This is a genomic window from uncultured Ruminococcus sp., assembly GCF_946415235.1.
GTDB lineage: Bacteria > Bacillota > Clostridia > Oscillospirales > Ruminococcaceae > Ruminococcus.
Map to the genome: position 1 here is coordinate 91,720 of NZ_CAMKRR010000004.1, position 21,061 is coordinate 112,780.

Below are 21,061 nucleotides of genomic sequence, written 5' to 3' on the forward strand. Positions count from 1 at the left end.
TTTATAAAAAACTATTCCCAAATCCTATTAAGTGTGATATAATAATTATATATATGTTCAGGAGGTATTACAAATGAAAGAAATGGAACTTTACAGCCTTTGGTGTGAAAACGCCAAGGAAGATCCCGATCTTAAAGCTGAACTTGAGGGGATAAAGGACGATAAAGACGGGATAAGCGATAGATTTTACCGCGATCTTGAATTCGGTACCGGCGGACTCAGAGGAGTCATAGGCGCAGGAAGCAACCGCATGAACATCTACACAGTAAGACGTGCTACACAGGGCTTTGCAGACTATCTCAACCAGGAGTACAAAAACCCCAGCGTTGCTATCTCTTACGACAGCCGTATAAAGAGCGATGTTTTCTCAAAGGCTGCTGCCGAGGTGCTTGCCGCAAACGGCATAAAGGTGCATATATACAAGGAGCTTATGCCTACTCCCTGCCTTTCATGGGCTGTAAGAGCACTTAAGTGCCAGGGCGGTATCATGGTAACTGCCAGCCATAACCCTGCCAAGTACAACGGCTATAAGGTATACGGTGAGGACGGCTGCCAGATCACTCTAAGAGGAGCCGAGATAATACTCGAAAAGATCAATTCACTTGATATGTTTAAAGACGTAAAGAAGTCAGACTTCGATGCGGAGCTGAAAAAGGGCACTATCTCCTACATCAGCGACGATATAAAGGAAGCTTTCTATGAGCGTGTGCTTGCCGAGGGCATAAACACCGATCTCTGCGCTTCAAGCGGGCTCAAGGTGGTCTACACTCCGCTCAACGGCACAGGCAACAAGCCTGTACGCGAGATACTCAAGCGTATCGGTATTACAGACGTTACAGTTGTCAAGGAACAGGAAGAGCCCGACGGCAACTTCACTACCTGCCCGTATCCGAACCCCGAGATACGCGAGGCTTTACAGGTAGGTCTCAGCTACTGTGAAAAGGTAAAGCCCGATCTTCTCCTTGCTACAGACCCCGACTGCGACCGTGTGGGTATAGCAGTCCCCGACGGAAAGGGCGGCTATGCTCTGTTCTCGGGAAACGAAGTGGGAGCTATGCTTCTTGAATATATCTGCGAACAGCGCATAAGAAAGGGCACAATGCCAAAGGATCCTATAGCAGTAAAGACTATAGTTACCACAGACATCGTAAACCTCATCGGCAAGGAGTACGGCGTCAAGATAATCGACGTTCTCACAGGCTTCAAGTTCATCGGCGAGCAGATAGGCTTCCTTGAAGCAAAAGGTGAAGAAAACCGCTATATATTCGGATTTGAGGAGAGCTACGGCTATCTTTCGGGCGGCTATGTAAGAGACAAGGACGCAGTTGACGCTTCCATGCTTATCTGCGAAATGGCTGCATACTACCGCACAAAGGGCATATCTCTCATTCAGGCACGTGAAAATATGTACAAGAAGTACGGAATGTTCCTTCAGACACTCTACAGCTTCGAGTTTGACGGTGAGAGCGGCATGAAGCACATGGAAGAGATCATGGCTGAGCTCCGCAAAAATCCTCCCGCAGTCATCGGCGGCCTCAAGGTCGAGCGCTTCGAGGACTACAAGGCAAGCACTTCAAAGGACATCGCTACAGGAAAGGTAAGCGAGCTTACACTTCCCAAGTCAAATGTTCTGGCGTTCTATCTGGAGAACAACTGCAAGGCTATAGTTCGTCCGTCGGGTACAGAGCCTAAGATAAAGACGTATCTCACCGCGAAGGCTCCCACACGCGGGGAAGCAGAGGCTATCGAGAAAAAGATATACGCAGACTTCACTCAGAGCATGAAATAAAAAATCAGCGGGCGGACTTCTGTTCGCCCCCTTTCCTTGTGGAATAAAGGCAGACCTTTCCACTGATCATATGACAAAAATCGACAAGGAGTGCAAGCTAAAAAATGGCTACCCCAAAAACAAAAGCAACTGAAAAAAAATTTATATTCAAGGATCACGGCAGCAAGACCGCATTTCTGATCGGAGCCATACTCGGCGCTGTAACATTCATCGTGATATTCGGCGCTTCCATGATATCCCCTTCCAACACAAACTGGCTGTTCGCCTACACCAGTGACGCCACACAGCATCACCTCGGCTGGGTATTCTTCAGGAACAGCCCGTGGACCTTCCCCATCGGCCTCACCGAAGGGCTTACCTGCGACGGCGCAGTTTCATGTATGTACTCGGATTCTATCCCTCTTTTCGGATTGATATTCAAGATACTCTCCCCCCTTCTCCCCGAGACCTTCCAGTATATCGGTCTGTGGGCAGTTATATGCTTCGCCCTCAACGGAGGCTTCGGAGCCGCTCTGCTCTACAGGATCAAACCCGATCTTGTATTCACATCTATCGGATCGCTGTTCTATTCAGCCTTTCCGCCGACCATACACCGCATCGCCCACCACAACTCTCTCGGCGCAATATGGCTTTTCATCATTGCAATGATACTCTGTCTCGACCATAAAAAGGAGTACAAGCACAAGTTCACGCCCATGATTCTCTGGAGCGTTGACTGTATGCTCGCAGTTCTCATACATACCTATTTCGTTCCAATGGTGTTCATGGTCATGATGGAATACGTGATACTCGTCGTATACAGGGACAAGAACTTCAAAAAGGCAGTCGCCGTATTCTGTTCTTCTGTCGCTTCGACTCTGCTGACCTTGTTCTTTATAGGAGCCTTCTACGGAAACGGCGGCTATATCGACGGCGGCTTCGGCGGATACTCTTCAAACCTCAACACATTCTTCAACAGCTTCGGACTTTCAAAGTTTCTCCGCCCGCTCAACAGCTTTGACGGACAGGGTGAGGGCTTCGGATATCTCGGTCTCGGCATGATAGTATGTGTTATCATCGCATTTATCATCCTTCTCGGTATTATCGAAAAAAAGGACGGCAGCTTCATAAAGACTGCCCGCGGACTGCTTAAAAAGTACAAAGTCGAGTTCTGGGCATTTGCCGTAGTATTCGCAGTAAGCTTCTGCTGGGCTGTCAGCAACAGGATAACCCTAAACGGAAGGGTCCTCCTTGAGATACCCATGCCCCGTCTTGTAAGAGGATGCTTCAGTGTATTCCGCTGTTCGGGACGTTTCATATGGGTCCCGGGCGTCCTTGTCATGACATCAGCTATGGCACTCGTCTCAAAGCTCACAAGAAAGACCGCAGTAATTGCAGTTGCCCTGTGCTTCCTCATTCAGGGGCTGGATATCCGTGACTGGTGCAGGTCGCTCCATAACCAGTACGGCCATAAGCCTGCTTATGAATATGCTCTTAAAGACGAGAAGTGGGAGGAACTTACAAAGGATACAAAAGAAGTGATCTTTCTGCCAATGAAGGACGCTTACGGTCTGTATATGCAGATGTATTTCGATTTTGCACAGATGGCGGCTAAAAAGCACATGGGTCTGAGCAGCTTCTACCTTGCACGTATGGACCTTGCCTCTGTCAGGGACTACGCACAGGAGCAGTACGATCAGCTCAAGGCAGGAAACGGAAGGAAAGATGTCCTCTACGTATTCTTTGACAAAGAGGACGCTGTTGAGGAAACTGAAAATACAAAGGTCTATGAGATCGACGGCTATACTGTCGCTAAAGTTAAATAAAAATAATATTTGTATTTGCTATTGACAAAACTGTTATAAAGTGATAAAATTAATTACTGTAATGTATATTCGGCACTACTGTCTAAAGGAACTGATGGGCTGCTCGATTTGCAAAATAAATCGAAAGAGGTGACAATCGTGAAAGAGGGAATCCATCCTGAGTTCAAGAAGACCACAATTACCTGCCACTGCGGTAACGTGATCGAGACTATGTCTACAAAGGAAAACATCAAGGTTGAAATCTGCTCCAAGTGCCATCCGTTCTATACTGGTAAGCAGAAGCTTGTTGATACAGGCGGACGTGTTGACAGATTCAAGAAGCGTTTCAATATGGACAAGTAAGTCACAAGCCCCGTCATTGACGGGGCTTTTCGTCAATAAGGTTAATTTATTATGAACTATTTCACTATTTCCGCAAACGCAAAGGCTTCATTCATAGAAAAGCGCTCGGAGTTCATAGGCTATATCGCTCCCGTAAAGACCAATGACGAGGCGGTAGCCTTTATAAATTCGGTAAAAGCCGAGCACCGCAAGGCAAAGCACAATGTATATGCATATATACTCCGCGAGGACAATATTTCCAGATATTCCGACGACGGCGAGCCTCAGGGAACTGCGGGAGTACCCGTTCTTGACGTGCTGCAAAAGCGCGGCCTCACGGATGTCTGTGTGGTAGTAACGCGGTATTTCGGCGGCATACTTTTAGGAGGCGGCGGACTTGTCCGCGCATATTCCCATGCGGCTTCCCTTGCCTGTGACGAAGCCCATATAATGAATATGTGCCTTTGTCACCGACTGAAAATAACCGCAGATTACGGCCTTTACGGAAAGATATCATATCTTCTGCCGAATTTCGACACTATCACGGTCAATTCCGACTTCGGAAGCGATGTGACTCTTGAGATACTGGTACTCTCCGAAAAACTGGAGGCTCTGAAAAACGAGCTTACCGAAGCCACAAACGGTTCTGTCGGTATCACTGACTGCGGAGAGCTTTTTGAGGATTTTTCCTCCGTAAAAAAAATTTCGGGATAAAAAAAGGGTTTTTTGTCTCAGGATAGTATAAGTATATAGACACATTTTCAGGAGCATATCCTGAGCATTTTCCATGTTAGGGGGAGTATCGTATGACAGTACGCGAACAGATAGAGATAAGCGAAGCAGGTATTCTTAACAAATTCGCCTGCGCCAGCGTTGATACGCAGAAAACAGAGCGCCAGCGCTATGAGGACAAGTGCCCTTACAGGACAGAGTTCCAGCGCGACCGCGACCGCATACTCCACTGCAACTCATTCCGCAGACTGAAGCGTAAGACGCAGGTGTTCCTTTCCCCTGTGGGCGACCACTACAGGACAAGGCTAACCCATACCCTTGAGGTCTCGCAGATAGCAAGGACCATCGCAAGAGGTATGCGTCTGAATGAGGATCTTACCGAAGCTATAGCCCTTGGTCACGATCTCGGTCACTCCCCTTTCGGACACTGCGGCGAAAGGACTCTTGACGAGATATGCCCTCACGGCTTCAAGCACTACGAGCAGAGTCTGCGAGTCGTTGATGTCCTTGAGAAAAAAGGTCAGGGGCTCAACCTTACATACGCTGTCCGTAACGGCATACTCTGCCATACAAATATGATAGCAGACACCAGAGAAGGCAATATCGTCCGACTGGCAGATACTATCGCGTACATAAACCACGATATCGAGGACTCTATCCGCGCAGGCATACTCGATCCCAACGAGCTTCCCCGCGACTGCGTGGTAACACTCGGAAATACAAAGACAAAGAGGATAACTACTCTCATAGCCTCAGTTATAGAACACGGAGCAGTCGATATAGACTTTGCCCCCGAGATACGAAAAGCCCACGATGACCTTAAAGCGTTCATGTTTGAAAAGGTCTACACAAATCCTACCGCAAAGCAGGAGGAGGGCAAGGCTGAAAGGCTCATACGCAAGCTTTATGCATATTTCATCGAGAACAGCAAAAAGCTCCCCGATGAATATCGCAGTATAATGAAGGATTCAGACGCAGACAGAGCTGTCTGCGATTACATCTCGGGAATGAGCGACGAATACGCAGTCGGTCTTTATACCGAGCTTTTCGTGCCGAAATTCTGGAAGTGAGGAGATAAAATGCCTCAGAATGACGAATTTCTCTATAATCTTCGCAATGCCAACCCTATAGAGACAGTCATGGGCGGCTATGTGAACCTCATACGGCGAGGGCGAAATTATGTATGCTCCTGTCCTTTCCACTCGGAAAAGACGCCATCCTGCACCATTTTTACCGATACTCAGAGCTTTTACTGCTTTGGCTGCGGTGCAGGCGGAGATGTGATAACCTTTGTCATGAAGGCTGAAAACCTTGATTTTTCAGAAGCTGTAAAGCTTCTTGCACAGCGCTCGGGTATGGAAGTTCCCGAGTACGGCAATAAGGACAGCGGATACGCAAAGCGCAAAACGCGCATATACGAAATGAACCGCATCGCCGCAAATCACTTCTATACAAACCTTTTCAAAGGTCCCGACAAAACAGGACTTCAATACTTTGCAAACAGAAAGCTGACACCGCAGACTATAAAAAAGTACGGCCTCGGGTATGCTCCCGATTCATGGAGCGATCTGACAGACCTGCTGCGCTCAAAGGGCTATACCGACGAGGAGATAGCCGATGCATGGCTGGGAGGTCAGAAAAACGGACGCACCTTTGATATGTTCAGAAAAAGGGTGATGTTCCCGATAATAGATCTGCGCGGCAATATAATCGGCTTCGGCGGACGAGTTCTTGACGACTCACAGCCGAAATACCTCAACACAGGAAAAACTCCCGTATTTGACAAGGGCTCCAACCTGTTCTCAATGAACTTCGCAAAGAATTCAAATGCCAAAAGGCTGATACTCTGCGAGGGATATATGGACGTTATCGCCGTAAATCAGGCGGGCTTCGAGAATGTGGTCGCCACCCTCGGAACTGCCATAACTCCCGATCAGGCAAGGCTCATAAGCCATTATGCCGAGGAAGTTGTAGTTGCCTATGACAGCGACGGCGCAGGACAAAAGGCTACACAGAAAGCTATCAATCACTTTGCGGACGTGGGACTCCGCACAAAGATACTTCATATGGAAGGCGCGAAGGACCCCGATGAGTATATCAAAAAGTTCGGACGCGACCGCTTCCGTATGCTTATAGACGACTCAAACGATGCAAATGATTTCATGCTGGACAAGTGCGAGGACGGTCTTGACCTGTCCACGGAGATAGGCCGTGTAGAGCTGCTGAAACGCACCTCAAAGGTACTTGCGGGAATAGAATCGCCGCTGGAGCGTGAGGTCTACATATCCCGCACGTCAAAGAAGTGCGATATCCCCGTGCAGGTACTTAAAACACATATCGACAGTATGCTCGAAAAGAACAGCCGAAGCGCTAAAAAGAACGAATGGCGCACCATAAAGGCCAAAACTGCCTACATACGCGACGATATCAACCCCGATGCAGTTTCCAACAAAAAGGAAGCCCGCGCCGAGGAGACCATAATCAGCTATCTGCTCAAACGTCCCCAGGAATATGAAGAAATAGAAAGGATAGCTCCTCCCGAATGCTTTGTGACCGCTTTCAATAAAAAAGTCTACAAGGCACTTCTGGAAAGAACGAAAAATTCCGAGAAATTTTCGATTTCCCTGCTCTCCGATGAATTTTCCACGGAAGAAACGGGAAGAATAAGCGGAATAGCCGCAAAAAAACGCGAAGTCGCCGTTACTCTCGACGTAGTGGCAGACTGCGCGGAGGTACTGAAAAAAAGTACGCCAAGATCGGACGGAGAACTCAGCGATGATGAGCTTCTGGAGCTCTTCCGTTCCAAAAACAAATAGGAGGATAAATAAAATGGAAAAGAAAAATACCATCGAAGCCCTGATGGAACAGGGAAAGGCCAACGGCAGGCTCACCACAAAGGAGATCACCGACGCGCTGGAGGAGCTTGATTTCAACGTTGATCAGATCGACACCTTCTATGAAAACTGCGAAAACCTCAATATCGAGATCGTTGAGGATATGAACCTCGACGCAGACCTGAAAATAGGCCTTGACTCAAACCTTACCGACGACCTTGAAATGGCTCTTTCAACAGAGGGCATCGCTATCGACGACCCTGTAAAGATATACCTCAAGGAGATAGGACGAGTTCCTCTTCTTACCACAGAGGAAGAGATAGAGCTTGCACAGAGAATGGCAAAGGGCGATCCGTATGCTAAAAAGAGACTTTCCGAAGCCAATCTCCGTCTTGTTGTTTCGATCGCAAAAAAATACGTAGGAAGAGGTATGCAGTTCCTTGACCTTATCCAGGAAGGCAACCTCGGTCTCATAAAGGCTGTTGAAAAGTTCGATTATACCAAGGGCTTCAAGTTCTCCACATACGCAACATGGTGGATAAGACAGGCTATAACCCGTGCTATCGCAGATCAGGCAAGAACTATCCGTATACCTGTCCATATGGTGGAGACAATCACAAAGGTCAAGAAGGTATCGAGCCAGCTTCTCCACGAGAACGGTCATGACCCGAGCCCCGAGGAGATCGCAGAAAAACTCAATATGCCCGTTGACAAGGTACGTGAGATAATGCGTGTGGCTCAGGATCCTGTATCCCTTGAAACTCCTATCGGTGAAGAGGAGGACAGCCACCTCGGTGACTTTATCCCCGATGATGATGCTCCCGCACCTGCCGAAGCAGCTTCACATACTCTTCTTAAGGAGCAGCTCAACGAAGTACTTTCAACCCTTACAGACCGTGAAGCAAAGGTCCTGAAGCTCCGTTTCGGCCTTGAGGACGGAAAGTCACGCACTCTCGAAGAGGTCGGTCAGCGCTTCGACGTTACACGTGAGCGTATCCGCCAGATAGAGGCAAAAGCACTCAGAAAGCTCCGCCACCCCAGCAGAAGCAAAAAGGTCAAGGACTTCCTTGACTGATACCTACATAAGTATTTCCCGAAGCCGCCGTTTTTGGCGGCTTTTTTATTGACATTCACGCCCTTATGTAGTATAATAAAATTGTATAAATGCACGTTATTACGGTCTCCTGCTGACCGTTAAACGCAGGTACGAAACGGAGCCGCTTTCCTCTGTTCAGAGCAGCTCCCTCGGTATAAGGAGAATTATGGGTATATTTGATTTCAGCAAAACTCCTCCCGCGCTAAGTCATGACTGGCAAGTATTTCAGCAGTTTGTCGGCAATATAGGAGCGTTTACCTATATCGCAAAGGAAAAAACCGCTTATCTTGATGCTGTCGCCTGCCACATTCTCGGCTGCCCGAGCGAAAAGATCAACGAATTTGAGTTTTTCGACCTTCTTGAAAAGATATCGAAAAACCCTGTAGAGGGACAGAAGCATATCTACAAATTCACGGACGGGAATACCTCACGCTTCGTGAAAATGAACGTATACGAGAGCAGCGACGTGTGGCTCGGATTTATACAGGACTTTACACGCCAGATCTCGGATATCAGCGACCGTCAGGCGTATGTGGAGTATGATCCTGTCACCCGTCTGCCGTCCTTCCCTTCATTTTCACAGAAGATAAAAAAGATACTTCCCGACGTTCAGCAAGCCTGCCTTGCCACTATTTTCATCAACGGCATAGACAAGCTCGGCTCGTATCTTACTGTGGACAATACCAACAGCTGTATCACATCCGTTGCGGAAGCTCTGAAAAGTTTTGAGAGCGACACTATCATAATCGGCTCAAAGTCAAATTATGAGATATGCGTATTCTTCTGCGACTGCGACAAGATGAGCATATACAATATCCTCAACAGCATGGGCGAGGCTGTGCAGAACTGCACTCTTACCGATGACTTCGGAGAGATAATAGATATTTCCGACAAGAGCCGCATAAGCCTGTCCATAGGCTGCGCGTCCTATCCCGAGGAAGCCTCGGACTTCAATATGCTGGTGAACTACTCAGAATTCGCTCTCTTTGAAGCAAGAACGGACAAGCGCTCGGTGATAAACTGGTACTCCGAGGAGAACTACATACGCGAAAAGGACTCATACCGCAATGCTCAGACCTTCTCCCGCATAGTTCAGGAAAATCTCCTCACCTATCATCTCCAGCCTATAGTTGAGACACAGACTGGCGAGATAGTCGGTTACGAAGCCCTTATGCGTACTATAGGGGACATAAAAATGGCTCCTACACAGATACTGAAAATAGGCGCTGCTCAGAACGATCTTTACTCTATCGAGAAGCTCACTTTCTTCAACACCCTGAAGCTTCTCAGCGATAACCAGCAGATATTCGACAAGCGCAAGCTCTTTATCAACTGCCTGCCAAGCCATCTTCTCACCGATGAGGACTTCAACGAGCTCTACCTCACATACGGAGAGCTCCTCGAAAAGACCGTAATCGAGATCGTGGAGGAATCGGCTGCTTCGGATCAGAATATAGAAACACTGAAAAAGCGCTGCGGATTTGCTCATGCAACTCTCGCTATCGACGACTACGGCGCAGGCTACTCAAATACATCGAACCTGCTGCACTATTCCCCCGATTTCATAAAGATAGACCGATCGCTCATCAGCGATATCCACAACGACCTCAAAAAGCAGCAGCTCGTTACGTCTATCATCGAGTTCTGCCACGAAAATCAGCTGCAATCCCTTGCTGAGGGAGTTGAGACCGTGCAGGAGCTCAAGACCGTAATAAGACTGGGAGTGGACCTCGTTCAGGGCTATTATACCTCAAAGCCCAAGCCACTTTTCCTGAACAGTATATCATCCGATATCAAGGACGAGATAATCAAGACAAATCTTGAGACACGCCCCGACGGTGTAAAGAAGATATACGCAGCTCAGAACGATACAGAGCTTGATCTTCTCAAGCTCGCACTTGAAAAATACACCGATATCCATGTTTATCAGAGTAAACTCACTATCGTGGGCGATCCTGATAAACAGGTCAAAATGAATATTGCCATCATGGATAACCACAGCTGTGAGCTGACGCTTAAAAATGTAAATATGATAAGCGGAAACAGCAAGCCTACTATCACAGTCGGCGAATATGCCCGTCTTGTGCTTAACGTTGTCAAGAACAACAAGCTCAGCTATTCGGGTATCTATGTGCCTATGGGCTCGCAGTTCGAGCTGGGCGGCAAGGGCAACCTCACTATAGACTGCTACGCATCTGAGGGCATCGGTATCGGAAACGACTACGATCACGGCTACGGAGATATCACTATCGACTTCGGCGGCACTCTCGAGATCATATCCAACAGCGTTGAAGCCCTTTGTATCGGCGGCGGTCAGAACGACGACGGCTCGGATATAAACCTCCGCTCGGGCAAGATAAAGATATATATGTACTCACATAACGGTCTTGCTATCGGCAGCTTCAACGGCGACGCAAATATCGACATCGGTGAGAACTGCTCGCTTGATATCACCATATCGGGTATCAAGGTAACAGGTATCGGAAGCTGCAAGGGCATTTCCACTATAAGCTCAGACGCTGATATAGTTATGTCCTGTACGGGCGCCCAGGCTGTGGGTATCGGCGTTCTTGAGGACGGCGAGGGCAGCATCTACATAAAACAGGGCAAGATAAGCATGAAGATGCGCTGCGCCAAGCACTCCTGCATAGGCGCTATGAAGGGCAATATCAATACCAAGATAAAGAATGCCTTCATCAGTATAGACTCCGAGGGCGACGAGGTAACAGGTATCGGCGACGCTCTTGGCACAGGAAACGTCACTATCATCGACTCGGAAGTATCCATGACCGTTAATGCGGGTAATCCCAAGGATATAGGTACAGCTACAGGCGATGTGCAGATACAGAACTCAAACGTCACTTCGCTTGTCAACAATAAGCGTACTACCTACGCTAATAATTAATATGTCATTTCAGGTCTGCCATAACGGCTGACCGAATATAAAATAAGTTAATTCTCCCCGCCTCAAACGGCGGGGAAACATATGAGAAAGGTAAGAAATAAATATGAAGCTTGGCATGGTTGGTCTGCCCAATGTGGGCAAAAGCACTCTTTTCAACGCACTTACGAACGCAGGTGCCGAATCCGCAAACTACCCCTTCTGCACTATCGAGAAAAACGTGGGTATCGTCTCAGTTCCCGATGAAAGACTCGATAAGCTTGCAGAAATGTACGAACCCGATAAGTTCACTCCCGCAACTCTCGAATTCGTGGACATCGCAGGTCTCGTAAAGGGAGCCTCCAAGGGCGAGGGCCTCGGAAACAAGTTCCTTGCGGATATCCGCGAGGTTGACGCTATCGTTCACGTTGTAAGATGCTTTGAGGACCCCAATATCATCCACGTTGACGGAAGCATCAATCCTCTCCGCGACATCGAAACTATCAATCTTGAGCTTATATTCTCGGATATAGAAATGGTTGAAAGACGTATCGACCGCGCTAAAAAGGCTGCAAAGGGCGATAAGAAGTACCTTGCTGAGGCAGAGTTCCTTGAAAGATTAAAGGCTCACCTTGAAAACGGCAAGTCCGCAAGAGGTTTCGACTTCACTGACGAGGAGCGCGAGCTCATAAAGTCAACTCCCCTGCTCTCTGCAAAGCCTGTTATCTATGCGGCTAACCTCAGCGAGGAGGACTTCACCAATAATATCGACACAAACGAGAACTACAAGGCTGTATGCAAGCTTGCAGAGGAAGAGCACTCCGCTGTACTTCCTATCTGCGCTCAGATAGAAGCCGAGATATCGGATATGGGCGAGGAGGACAAGGCTATGTTCCTCAGTGAGCTGGGTCTTGAGGTTTCAGGTCTCAACCGTATCATCAAGGAGGGCTATTCTCTCCTGGGACTTATCTCCTACCTCACCGCAGGCAAGCAGGAGGTACGCGCGTGGACTATCACTAAGGGCACCAAGGCTCCTCAGGCGGCAGGCAAGATACACACCGACTTCGAGAAGGGCTTTATCCGCGCGGAGGTCATCTCCTACGACGACCTTATGGCTTGCGGAAGCATGGCTGCCGCCAAGGAAAAGGGACTTGTCCGCCTTGAGGGTAAGGAATACGTTATGCAGGACGGAGATATAGTTCTGTTCCGTTTCAATGTGTGATCTGAATGAAAGTACTGCTTTTCCTTGCAAAGGGCTTTGAAACAATGGAGGCAAGCGCGTTTATCGACGTTATGGGCTGGGCAGGAGATAGCTTTCATAATGATGTCAAAGTTATCACCTGCGGTTTCAACAAAACTGTTGTAAGCACATTTGGTGTTCCCGTAACGGTAGATATCCTTCTGAAAGATGTCAATGTGAAGGATTATGATGCCCTTGCTATTCCCGGAGGTTTTGAGGAATACGGCTTCTATGAGGAAGCTTTTTCCGATAAAGTATCCGATATAATAAGACAGTTCAATGCTCAGAACAAAATGATAGCTTCTGTTTGTGTTGGTGCGCTCGTACTCGCTCACAGCGGTATATTAGCAGGCAGACGCGCTACGACTTACCACCTTAACGGCGGTAAAAGACAGAAACAGCTTGCGGAATATGGCGTTGAAGTTGTCAACGAGCCTGTTGTAAAAACCGATAATATCTTAACATCCTATTGTCCGCAGACTGCTCCCGAAGTAGCGTTTATCCTCCTCGGTGAGCTTATCGGAAAGGATAAAATGCTCGTTGTCAAAAAAGCAATGGGATTTTAACCACATATTACATCATCATAAACAGAATTATGGAAAAACCTTACGAAATTATTTTAATGCGTGTATGACGGAAATTTTGACGGCTTTGACGGTGTGACCATATCTGATTTTGATAATGATGACAAAATTACAAGGCTGTTCGAATTTCAATCCAGGCCTGAGCATTATTTCCCATACGGTGAATAACGGGACATAGAAGACACCGCTCCCTACATCAGGTAACTTGCGGACTGCAAAAGACAGCCCCTGCATATTTCTTTGTTCTTAGTTCTATAAACCAAGGACTTACGGAACGCCGAGGGCGGCGTTCCCTACACTAATAAATGGAGGTCTTTCAATGAGCTTTTCTCCTAAAGAGATACTAAAATTCGTTGAAGAGAACGACGTAAAATTTATAAGACTTACTTTCTGCGATATGTTCGGCAATCTCAAAAACGTGGCTATAATGCCCAATGAGCTGCCGCGTGCATTTGAATACGGCATCCCCTTCGATGCTTCATGTATCGCAGAGGGCTGCTCCGATCTTCTCCTTGTACCCGATATATCAACGCTTTCGGTACTTCCGTGGAGACCAAAGTCGGGAAGAGTTGTCCGCTTCTTCTGCTCACTCAAGAACACCGACGGAAGCGACTATTACGGCGATATGCGTACAGAGCTGACAAACCATATCAATCAGCTGAGGCTCGACGGATACTCCTGCGAAATGGGCACAAAATGTGAGTTTTATCTCTTTGAGCTTGACGAGCGCGGCGAACCTACCAAGATCCCCCACGATCACGGCGGTTACCTTGATGTAGCTCCTCTTGACAAGTGCGAGAATGCAAGACGTGAGATATGCCTCTCCCTTGAGGAAATGGGCATGAGCCCAAAAAGCTCCTGTCACAAGCACGGTCCTGCACAGAACGAGATCGAGTTCCGCGAAAGTGAGCCGATCACGGCGGCAGATAACATGGTACATTACAAGACCGTTGTTAAGTCCATTGCAGCTCAGAACGGTCTCTTCGCTTCATTCATGCCGAAGCCGCTCCCCAATGAGCACGGAAGCGCTCTGAGTATCTCCATTAGCCTCAAAAAGGGCGGAGACAATATCTTCGGCAATGATATAAACACCATGCCCCATGAGGGTAAATGCTTCATATCGGGCGTTCTAAGCAGGATAAGAGAAATAACCGCTTTTCTCAACTGCACTACAAACTCATATAAGCGCTTCGGTATCGGCTATGCGCCAAAATACGTTAACTGGTCTGCTGATAACTGCGCCCAGCTCATAAGAGTTCCAAAGCCTGTGGGAATCACTCCCCGTATGGAGATACGTTCCGCCGACGCCTGCTGTAACCCCTATATCACCTTCAAGCTCATACTTGCAGCAGGTATAGGCGGCATACAGAGAAACGATTCCTCCCTCTTTGAGAGCGCTATGCACAGTAATACCGCTGACTCGGTATTCCAGCCGCTTCCGTCTACTCTCGAAGAAGCAGCCGCTGCCGCAAAGGCAAGCGATTTCGTAAAACAGACCCTTTCTCCCGAAATTCTCAGCAGTATTTTCGCTCAGCTCGACAAACAGATATACGACTATGAACTCGCAAAGGACAAGGACAAATTTGAGGAAGAGTCATATTTCAAGTTTGTGTGAGGTCATAAATGGAAAGAGCACTTATTGTTTCATCTAATAATGATGTGGCAGAGCTTGCAGAGATGCTGCTCCGAATAGAAGGCTGCAGCAGGATCGCATCATCGGCAAGCGGCAGTGAAGCCAGACGTCTTGTGAAAAACGACACAGAGCCCGAGCTGGTAATAATAAATACTCCCCTGCCCGATGAATTCGGTCAGGAGCTTGCGGAGATGATCGCAGATACCACTTCGGCTGGTATCATACTTATTTGCGGCAGCGACGTTGCAGACGATATTGCCGACAGAGTTTCGGACAGCGGAGTCAATGTCATAACAAAGCCCGTTTCAAGGGAGCTCCTCCAGCGGACTATCCGTCTTATTCTCGCCGCAAGAGTGCGTATGTCAGGCGTAAAAAAAGAAAACGCCGATATCCTCAGCCGTATTGAGGAAATGCGTACTATAAACCGCGCAAAGACCACTCTTATGAAGTATCTGAAGTTCACCGAACCTCAGGCTCATAAATATATCGAAAAACAGGCAATGAACAACCGCCAGACCCGTCTCGAAACGGCTCTGAAAATTCTTGCTCAGTATGAATGAACATCATAACACAGTCCCCTCGGCTTAATGCCGAGGGGGCTGCTGTTTTTATTCAAATAAACTGATCCGTTACATAAAAAATAAAAAACTGCGGAAGTTTTTACGTTCCGCAGTATATAAGCTTTTTTTACGATTATTACTTCTTCTCGGGAGCTTCGTCCTTGTCCTCGAAGTCCTCGATAGTAAGATCGTCATAATCAAACTCAAGGAGCTCATTGCAGTTAGGACAGTTCATTGAGCCCTCTTCGATCATACCTTCGTCAAGAAGAATAGTGTCTCCGCAGGTGGGACATGTGATCTCGTAAAGCTCATCGTCATCATCGTCGAAATCAAAATCGTCGTCCCATTCGTCATCATCACAAGTGTCGCAGTCTCCGTCGCACTCGTCACATTCGTAGAAATCATCTTCTACCTGACCGAGATCCTCATCAAGGATATCGCAGAGTTCTGTGAGCTCATCTACCTGTGACTGAAGATCGTCAACGTAAAGTACAAGCTCGGACATTACTTCCGACATCTGTACAAGTACCTTTCCTTCCTTTGTGGAAGTGTCGATCTCAAGACCGTCGATAAGTCCCTTTAAATATGACATTTTCTCGGTAAGCTTCATAACAAGCTCCTCCTCTCAGATTATAGTAAAGGCATGAGCTTATGCTCTTGACATATACTCGCCTGTTCTTGTGTCTACCTGAATGATCTCGCCTTCGTCGATGAAGAGCGGAACCTTGATCTCAGCGCCTGTCTCGAGTGTTGCAGGCTTTGTAGCGTTTGTAGCTGTATCGCCCTTGAAGCCGGGGTCTGTCTGTGTGACCTTGAGCTCTACGAAGTTAGGCGGCTCAACGCCGAATACGTTGCCCTTATATGAAAGGATCTTACAGATCATCTCTTCCTTGACGAACTTGAAGCTGTCGCCGAGGATAGAAGCACTGATCGGAACCTGCTCGTATGACTCGAGATCCATGAAGTAGTAAAGATCGCCGTCATTGTAGCTGTACTGCATATCCTTTCTCTCAACGAAAGCTGTAGGGAACTTAGCTGTAGGGTTGAAAGATGTTTCAACAACCGAACCTGTGATAACGTTCTTGTATTTAGTTCTTACAAAAGCGGCACCCTTACCCGGCTTAACATGCTGGAACTCGATAACCTGAACAACCTGTCCGTCAAGCTCAAAGGTAACGCCGTTTCTGAAATCTCCTGCTGAAATCATTATAAATACCTCCGTATTTTTTCAAAATAATATGATACTAAATTATACCATATTTTCATATTTTTTGCAATACCTAAAATGAATTATTATAAAGTAATCAGACTTTTTGCGCTTTTTGTCAAGTTTTTGCAGCCGTTTTCGGTCAAAATGACAAAATCTTCTATTCTAACGCCGAATTTTCCCGCAATATATATTCCGGGCTCTACGGTAACTACCGCTCCCTCATTGAGGGGGAGCTTGTAATTCGGCGAGGCGTTCGGCTTTTCGTGTATCTCCATGCCTACGCCGTGTCCGAGAGAATGTCCGAAGCAGCTTCCGTAGCCTGCACGGTCTATTATATCACGTGCTGTCTTGTCAAGGTCGCTGCCTATGATGCCTGCCTTTGCGGCTTCAAGAGCAGCATTCTGAGCGCTCAGCACGATATCGTATACCTTTCGCATCTCCTCGTCGGGCTCGCCTACGCAAATTGTACGTGTCATATCGCTGTGGTAGCCGTTATACACCGCACCGTAGTCCATGAGTACGAACTCGCCTCTCTGAACCTTCTTTTCCGAGGGTACACCGTGAGGCATGGAAGTATTGGCTCCCGAAAGGACTATAGTATCAAAGGACAGATCCTCAGCACCGTATTCAAACATGAGGCGGTTGAGCTCGAGAGCTATCTCACGCTCGGTAACGCCCTCCTTAATGAACTTCAGTATATCATCAAAGGCAGCCTCAGCAATAGACTGAGCCTTCCTGATACATTCAAGCTCTTCCTCGTCCTTGACAGCTCTAAGCGCGGAAATAGCAGTGCTCAGTGAATCGTCATGTATGAAGCGTATCTCGCTGAAAAAGTGCTCGTAAGCATTGAGTTCCTTGACTGTCATGGTCTCGGATTCTATTGCCACTGACTGTGCACCGTGCTTTTTGAGCAGCTCCATGAGCTGAGGATAGAGCTTTTTCGCCTCGATCACCTCTGCATCGGTAACTGTAGCCCTTGCCTTTTCGATATAGCGGAAGTCTATGAGCAGATATGCCTTGTCGGGGAATGCTATAACTACTCCTGCGGAGGATTTCATTCCCGTAAAATATCTGCGGTTTATATCAGATGTGATGAGAACGCAGTCTGCGCCGTCAAATATATCGAACAGCTTTTCAAATCTTGTCATTCCGCACCTCTCAGAGCTCCGCAAGAGCCTGAACTGCAAGATAATAGCTTCCGAAGCCGAAGCCGCTTATACTGCCCTTGCAGACAGGTGCAATAACGGAATTAGAGCGGAATTCGTCCCTTGCGAAAACATTGCTGATATGTACTTCTATGACAGGTATCTTTATTGCTGCTATAGCGTCGCGTATAGCATAGCTGTAGTGGGTGTACGCTCCTGCATTGATTATCACGCCGTCAAATGTTGTCCTTGCAGCGTGGAGCTTGTCTATGATAGCTCCCTCATGATTGGACTGGAATATCTCACATTCAAGTCCCTGTTCCTTTGCACGGTCGATAATATTGCTGTTGAGAGTGTCAATGCCTGTATTTCCGTATATTCCCGGCTCACGCTCACCGAGCAGATTAAGGTTCGGACCATGTATAACAAGTATTTTCTTTATCATATTTACTCCTTTTCATCGTCAACAAATTTGTCGGGCAAAAACGGCTTCTCAAGTACTCTCTTGAAGCGTATGAAGCGTTTGCTCTTCGGCTCAGGCTGCATGGGCTGTACAAACAGCATTTTAATATGCGAATGATTTGCTCCCCATACATCCGTAAACATCTGATCTCCCACAGCTGCGGTCTCCGATGCCTTAAGCCCCATTTTCTTCATAGCTGCGGCATATCCTCTTTTTAGGGGTTTTCCGCCGTCACAGACGTAATCAAGGCCGAGAGGAGCTGCAAATCTTTTTACGCGCTCGTCGTGGTTATTTGAGAGTATTATCAGCTTTATCCCGCTTTTTTTCATATTCCCGAGCCATTCGGGTATACCCTCGGCAGGAACGGGATCATCATGAAAAGCGAGAGTATTGTCGACATCGAGGATAAGTCCCTTTATGCCGTGCTTTTTCAGGAAAGACGGTGTTATGCCGACAGTTCTCCTGAATGCGAAATCCACGTCGGTTTTTGTAATTTTATGCTTTAATCCCAAGCTATTTGTCAACTCCGTTCAACAAATGAAAAAGCGAGCCGCAGCCCGCTTTTATCAACATTAATCAATTCCGCAAGATCAATACTTACGCTTACGAGCTGCCTCAGACTTCTTCTTACGCTTTACCGAAGGCTTCTCGTAGTGCTCTCTCTTACGAACCTCAGCAATTACGCCATCCTTTGCACATGATCTCTTAAATCTCTTAAGAGCTGTGTCCAAAGACTCGTTTTTGCCAACACGAACTTCTGCCACTAAATTTCCCTCCCTTGTTCAGAGGTTGCACAGAGCATTTGCTCCATGGCATCTATACTAATCACCCATACGGGCGTCAGTCAGCGCATACCCCAATACATAGCAGATACACATATAATCATATATAATATACTATAAGTTTACCACATTTTCCGCTCGTTGTCAAGCGTTTTTTTATTAATTAATAATTTCGTTACTTTGCAACAATATTAACAAGCTTATTTGGTACATATATCTGCTTGACTATGGTCTTTCCGTCAATGGCTTCCTTGACCTTTTCGTCGTTAAGAGCCATTTCCATTACAGAATCCTTGTCTGCGTCAACTGCAATATTCAGCTTAGCCTTTACCTTGCCGTTTATCTGTACGACGATCTCGATAGTGTCCTCCTTGCAGAGCTCTTCATCGTATACAGGCCAGCTCTCATATGCAATAGTGTCATTATGTCCCATGATGCTCCATATTTCCTCTCCCATATGAGGAGTGATGCATGAAAGCATCTTTATAAGTCCCTCGGCATATTCCCTCGGGCATGAATCGTTCTTGTATACCGCATTCACAAATATCATCATCTGACTGATAGCAGTATTGAATGCAAGCTTCTCAAAGTCGTCGGTGACCTTTTTTACTGTCTGGTGATATACCTTTGTAAGTGCGCCGTCGTTTGTATCGGTGAGCTTATCGGACTCTGTGAAGAAATTCCATACTCTCTGGATAAATCTCTTTGCACCCTCGACGCCGTTTTTGCTCCACGGCTTGCTTACCTCGAGAGGTCCCATGAACATCTCGTAAAGGCGGAGAGTATCTGCACCGTAATCCCTTACGATATCGGACGGATTTACGACGAACTCAGGGAAACGCTTACCCATTTTGATACCGTTCTCGCCAAGTATCATACCCTGATGAACCAGCTTCTTGAAGGGCTCCTTTGTGGGAGCTAAGCCCTTGTCGTAGAGGTATCTGTTCCATATACGGGAATAGATAAGGTGTCCTACAGCGTGCTCTGGACCGCCTATATAAAGGTCAACAGGCATCCAGTGCTTAAGGAGCTCCTGATCTGCGAATTCCTTGTCGTTGTGCGGGTCGATATATCTGAAGTAATACCAGCTTGAGCCAGCACTTCCGGGCATTGTCGAGGTCTCACGTGTACCCTTTATGCCGTTATGATCGTACTTTTTCCACTCCTCTGCATTTTCAAGTGGAGCTTTTCCGTTCTTGCCCTTGTAATCGTCAAGCTCGGGGAGAATGAGCGGGAGCTCTTCATCGTCGAGGGCATGGATAGTTCCGTCCTCGCAGTGTACTACAGGAACAGGCTCGCCCCAGTAACGCTGACGTGCGAAGATCCACTCACGGAAGTGATAATTTACCGTGCGCTTTGCCCTTCCCATTTTTTCAAGCTTCTGAGTGATAGCTTCCTTTGCTTCCTCAACGGTAAGACCTGTGAATTCCTCAGAGTTAATGAGCTTATAGCCCTTTCCGAGGTACTCTGTCTTTTCCATAGCGGCTTCGGAAACGTCTATATGGCCGTCCTTGCCGTCGATTACCTGAATCATGTCGATATTATGAGCTATGGCGTACTCAAAGTCTCGCTGGTCGTGGCTCGGAACTGCCATAACAGCGCCTGTACCGTAGCTTGCAAGTACGAAATCGCCGATGAACATACGGACTTCCTTGCCGTTTACGGGATTTATACAGGTAACGCCCTTGAGCTCACAGCCTGACTTGGTCTTGTTAAGCTCTGTACGGTCCATGTCGTTCTTCTTCTTTGTCTCGTCAATGTATGCCTGTACCTCTTCACTGTTCTGTACACGGTCGAGAAGGCTCTCTGTGATAGATCCGTCGGGAGCGAGCACCATGAAAGTGATACCGTAGATAGTTTCGATACAGGTAGTAAAGATAGAGAACTTTCCTCCGCCGACAATATCGAATTCTACTTCAACACCCGTTGACTTGCCTATCCAGTTGCGCTGTATAGCCTTTGTGGACTCGGGCCAGTCTATCTCGT

The 21,061-nt window shown here is 47.3% G+C and carries 19 protein-coding genes; 12 read left to right on the forward strand and 7 right to left on the reverse strand.

Translation table 11 applies throughout. From position 1 onward, the window contains the following. The first annotated feature begins 73 nt into the window (after positions 1-73). The 12 genes from Q0R37_RS02245 to Q0R37_RS02300 all read left to right on the forward strand — a co-directional run bounded on the left by Q0R37_RS02245 (position 74) and on the right by Q0R37_RS02300 (position 15,475). Positions 74-1,789, forward strand: coding sequence for a phospho-sugar mutase (locus Q0R37_RS02245; protein WP_294750630.1), 1,716 nt, complete (start codon positions 74-76; stop codon positions 1,787-1,789). Positions 1,790-1,893: 104 nt separating this feature from the next. After that, entirely contained in the window at positions 1,894-3,594 is a 1,701-nt protein-coding gene (locus Q0R37_RS02250; RefSeq protein WP_294750633.1) for a DUF6311 domain-containing protein, read from the forward strand. 138 nt (positions 3,595-3,732) lie between these two features. Next, positions 3,733-3,936: a 50S ribosomal protein L31 gene (rpmE, locus tag Q0R37_RS02255; protein ID WP_019678077.1), complete on the forward strand. Its 204-nt coding sequence runs from the start codon at positions 3,733-3,735 to the stop codon at positions 3,934-3,936. Between the two features lie 51 nt (positions 3,937-3,987). Next, a complete protein-coding gene (locus Q0R37_RS02260) occupies positions 3,988-4,629 on the forward strand; it encodes a YigZ family protein (RefSeq protein ID WP_294750635.1) in 642 nt (213 codons plus the stop codon). 92 nt (positions 4,630-4,721) lie between these two features. Then, entirely contained in the window at positions 4,722-5,717 is a 996-nt protein-coding gene (locus Q0R37_RS02265) for a deoxyguanosinetriphosphate triphosphohydrolase (RefSeq protein ID WP_294750637.1), read from the forward strand. Between the two features lie 9 nt (positions 5,718-5,726). After that, complete coding sequence (gene dnaG, locus Q0R37_RS02270) at positions 5,727-7,463, forward strand: DNA primase (RefSeq protein WP_294750639.1); 1,737 nt, start codon at positions 5,727-5,729, stop codon at positions 7,461-7,463. Beyond that, positions 7,426-8,556 (forward strand): RNA polymerase sigma factor RpoD, encoded by a 1,131-nt coding sequence (rpoD, locus tag Q0R37_RS02275; RefSeq protein ID WP_294750665.1) that lies wholly within the window; start codon positions 7,426-7,428, stop codon positions 8,554-8,556. The genes dnaG and rpoD overlap by 38 nt, the downstream gene beginning before the upstream one ends. A gap of 187 nt (positions 8,557-8,743) precedes the next feature. Continuing rightward, positions 8,744-11,482, forward strand: a complete 2,739-nt coding sequence (locus Q0R37_RS02280) for an EAL domain-containing protein (RefSeq protein WP_294750641.1) — start codon at positions 8,744-8,746, stop codon at positions 11,480-11,482. A 103-nt stretch (positions 11,483-11,585) separates the two neighbouring features. After that, complete coding sequence (gene ychF, locus Q0R37_RS02285; RefSeq protein WP_294750644.1) at positions 11,586-12,680, forward strand: redox-regulated ATPase YchF; 1,095 nt, start codon at positions 11,586-11,588, stop codon at positions 12,678-12,680. A 5-nt stretch (positions 12,681-12,685) separates the two neighbouring features. After that, entirely contained in the window at positions 12,686-13,264 is a 579-nt protein-coding gene (locus tag Q0R37_RS02290) for a DJ-1/PfpI family protein (RefSeq protein WP_294750646.1), read from the forward strand. A gap of 337 nt (positions 13,265-13,601) precedes the next feature. Beyond that, on the forward strand, positions 13,602-14,897 hold the full coding sequence (locus tag Q0R37_RS02295; protein WP_294750648.1) for a glutamine synthetase family protein: 1,296 nt from the start codon (positions 13,602-13,604) through the stop codon (positions 14,895-14,897). Positions 14,898-14,905: 8 nt separating this feature from the next. Continuing rightward, positions 14,906-15,475, forward strand: a complete 570-nt coding sequence (locus tag Q0R37_RS02300; RefSeq protein ID WP_294750650.1) for an ANTAR domain-containing protein — start codon at positions 14,906-14,908, stop codon at positions 15,473-15,475. A 136-nt stretch (positions 15,476-15,611) separates the two neighbouring features. On the opposite strand, the gene Q0R37_RS02305 is transcribed toward Q0R37_RS02300, so the two are convergent. From Q0R37_RS02305 to leuS, 7 genes are all read right to left on the reverse strand, one after another. Next, a complete protein-coding gene (locus tag Q0R37_RS02305) occupies positions 15,612-16,085 on the reverse strand; it encodes a CD1247 N-terminal domain-containing protein (protein WP_294750651.1) in 474 nt (157 codons plus the stop codon). Between the two features lie 39 nt (positions 16,086-16,124). Then, the gene (efp, locus tag Q0R37_RS02310; protein ID WP_294750653.1) at positions 16,125-16,682 is read right to left on the reverse strand and encodes an elongation factor P; all 558 of its coding nucleotides are present in this window, start codon (positions 16,680-16,682) and stop codon (positions 16,125-16,127) included. Between the two features lie 86 nt (positions 16,683-16,768). After that, positions 16,769-17,833: an aminopeptidase P family protein gene (locus Q0R37_RS02315; RefSeq protein WP_294750655.1), complete on the reverse strand. Its 1,065-nt coding sequence runs from the start codon at positions 17,831-17,833 to the stop codon at positions 16,769-16,771. A 10-nt stretch (positions 17,834-17,843) separates the two neighbouring features. After that, positions 17,844-18,275, reverse strand: a complete 432-nt coding sequence (aroQ, locus tag Q0R37_RS02320) for a type II 3-dehydroquinate dehydratase (protein WP_294750657.1) — start codon at positions 18,273-18,275, stop codon at positions 17,844-17,846. Between the two features lie 2 nt (positions 18,276-18,277). After that, the gene (locus tag Q0R37_RS02325) at positions 18,278-18,805 is read right to left on the reverse strand and encodes a YqeG family HAD IIIA-type phosphatase (protein ID WP_294750659.1); all 528 of its coding nucleotides are present in this window, start codon (positions 18,803-18,805) and stop codon (positions 18,278-18,280) included. A 78-nt stretch (positions 18,806-18,883) separates the two neighbouring features. Further along, entirely contained in the window at positions 18,884-19,057 is a 174-nt protein-coding gene (rpsU, locus tag Q0R37_RS02330; protein WP_009984057.1) for a 30S ribosomal protein S21, read from the reverse strand. A 193-nt stretch (positions 19,058-19,250) separates the two neighbouring features. After that, positions 19,251-21,061: leucine--tRNA ligase (gene leuS / locus Q0R37_RS02335; RefSeq protein ID WP_294750661.1), on the reverse strand; the 1,811-nt coding region annotated here is incomplete at its 5' end.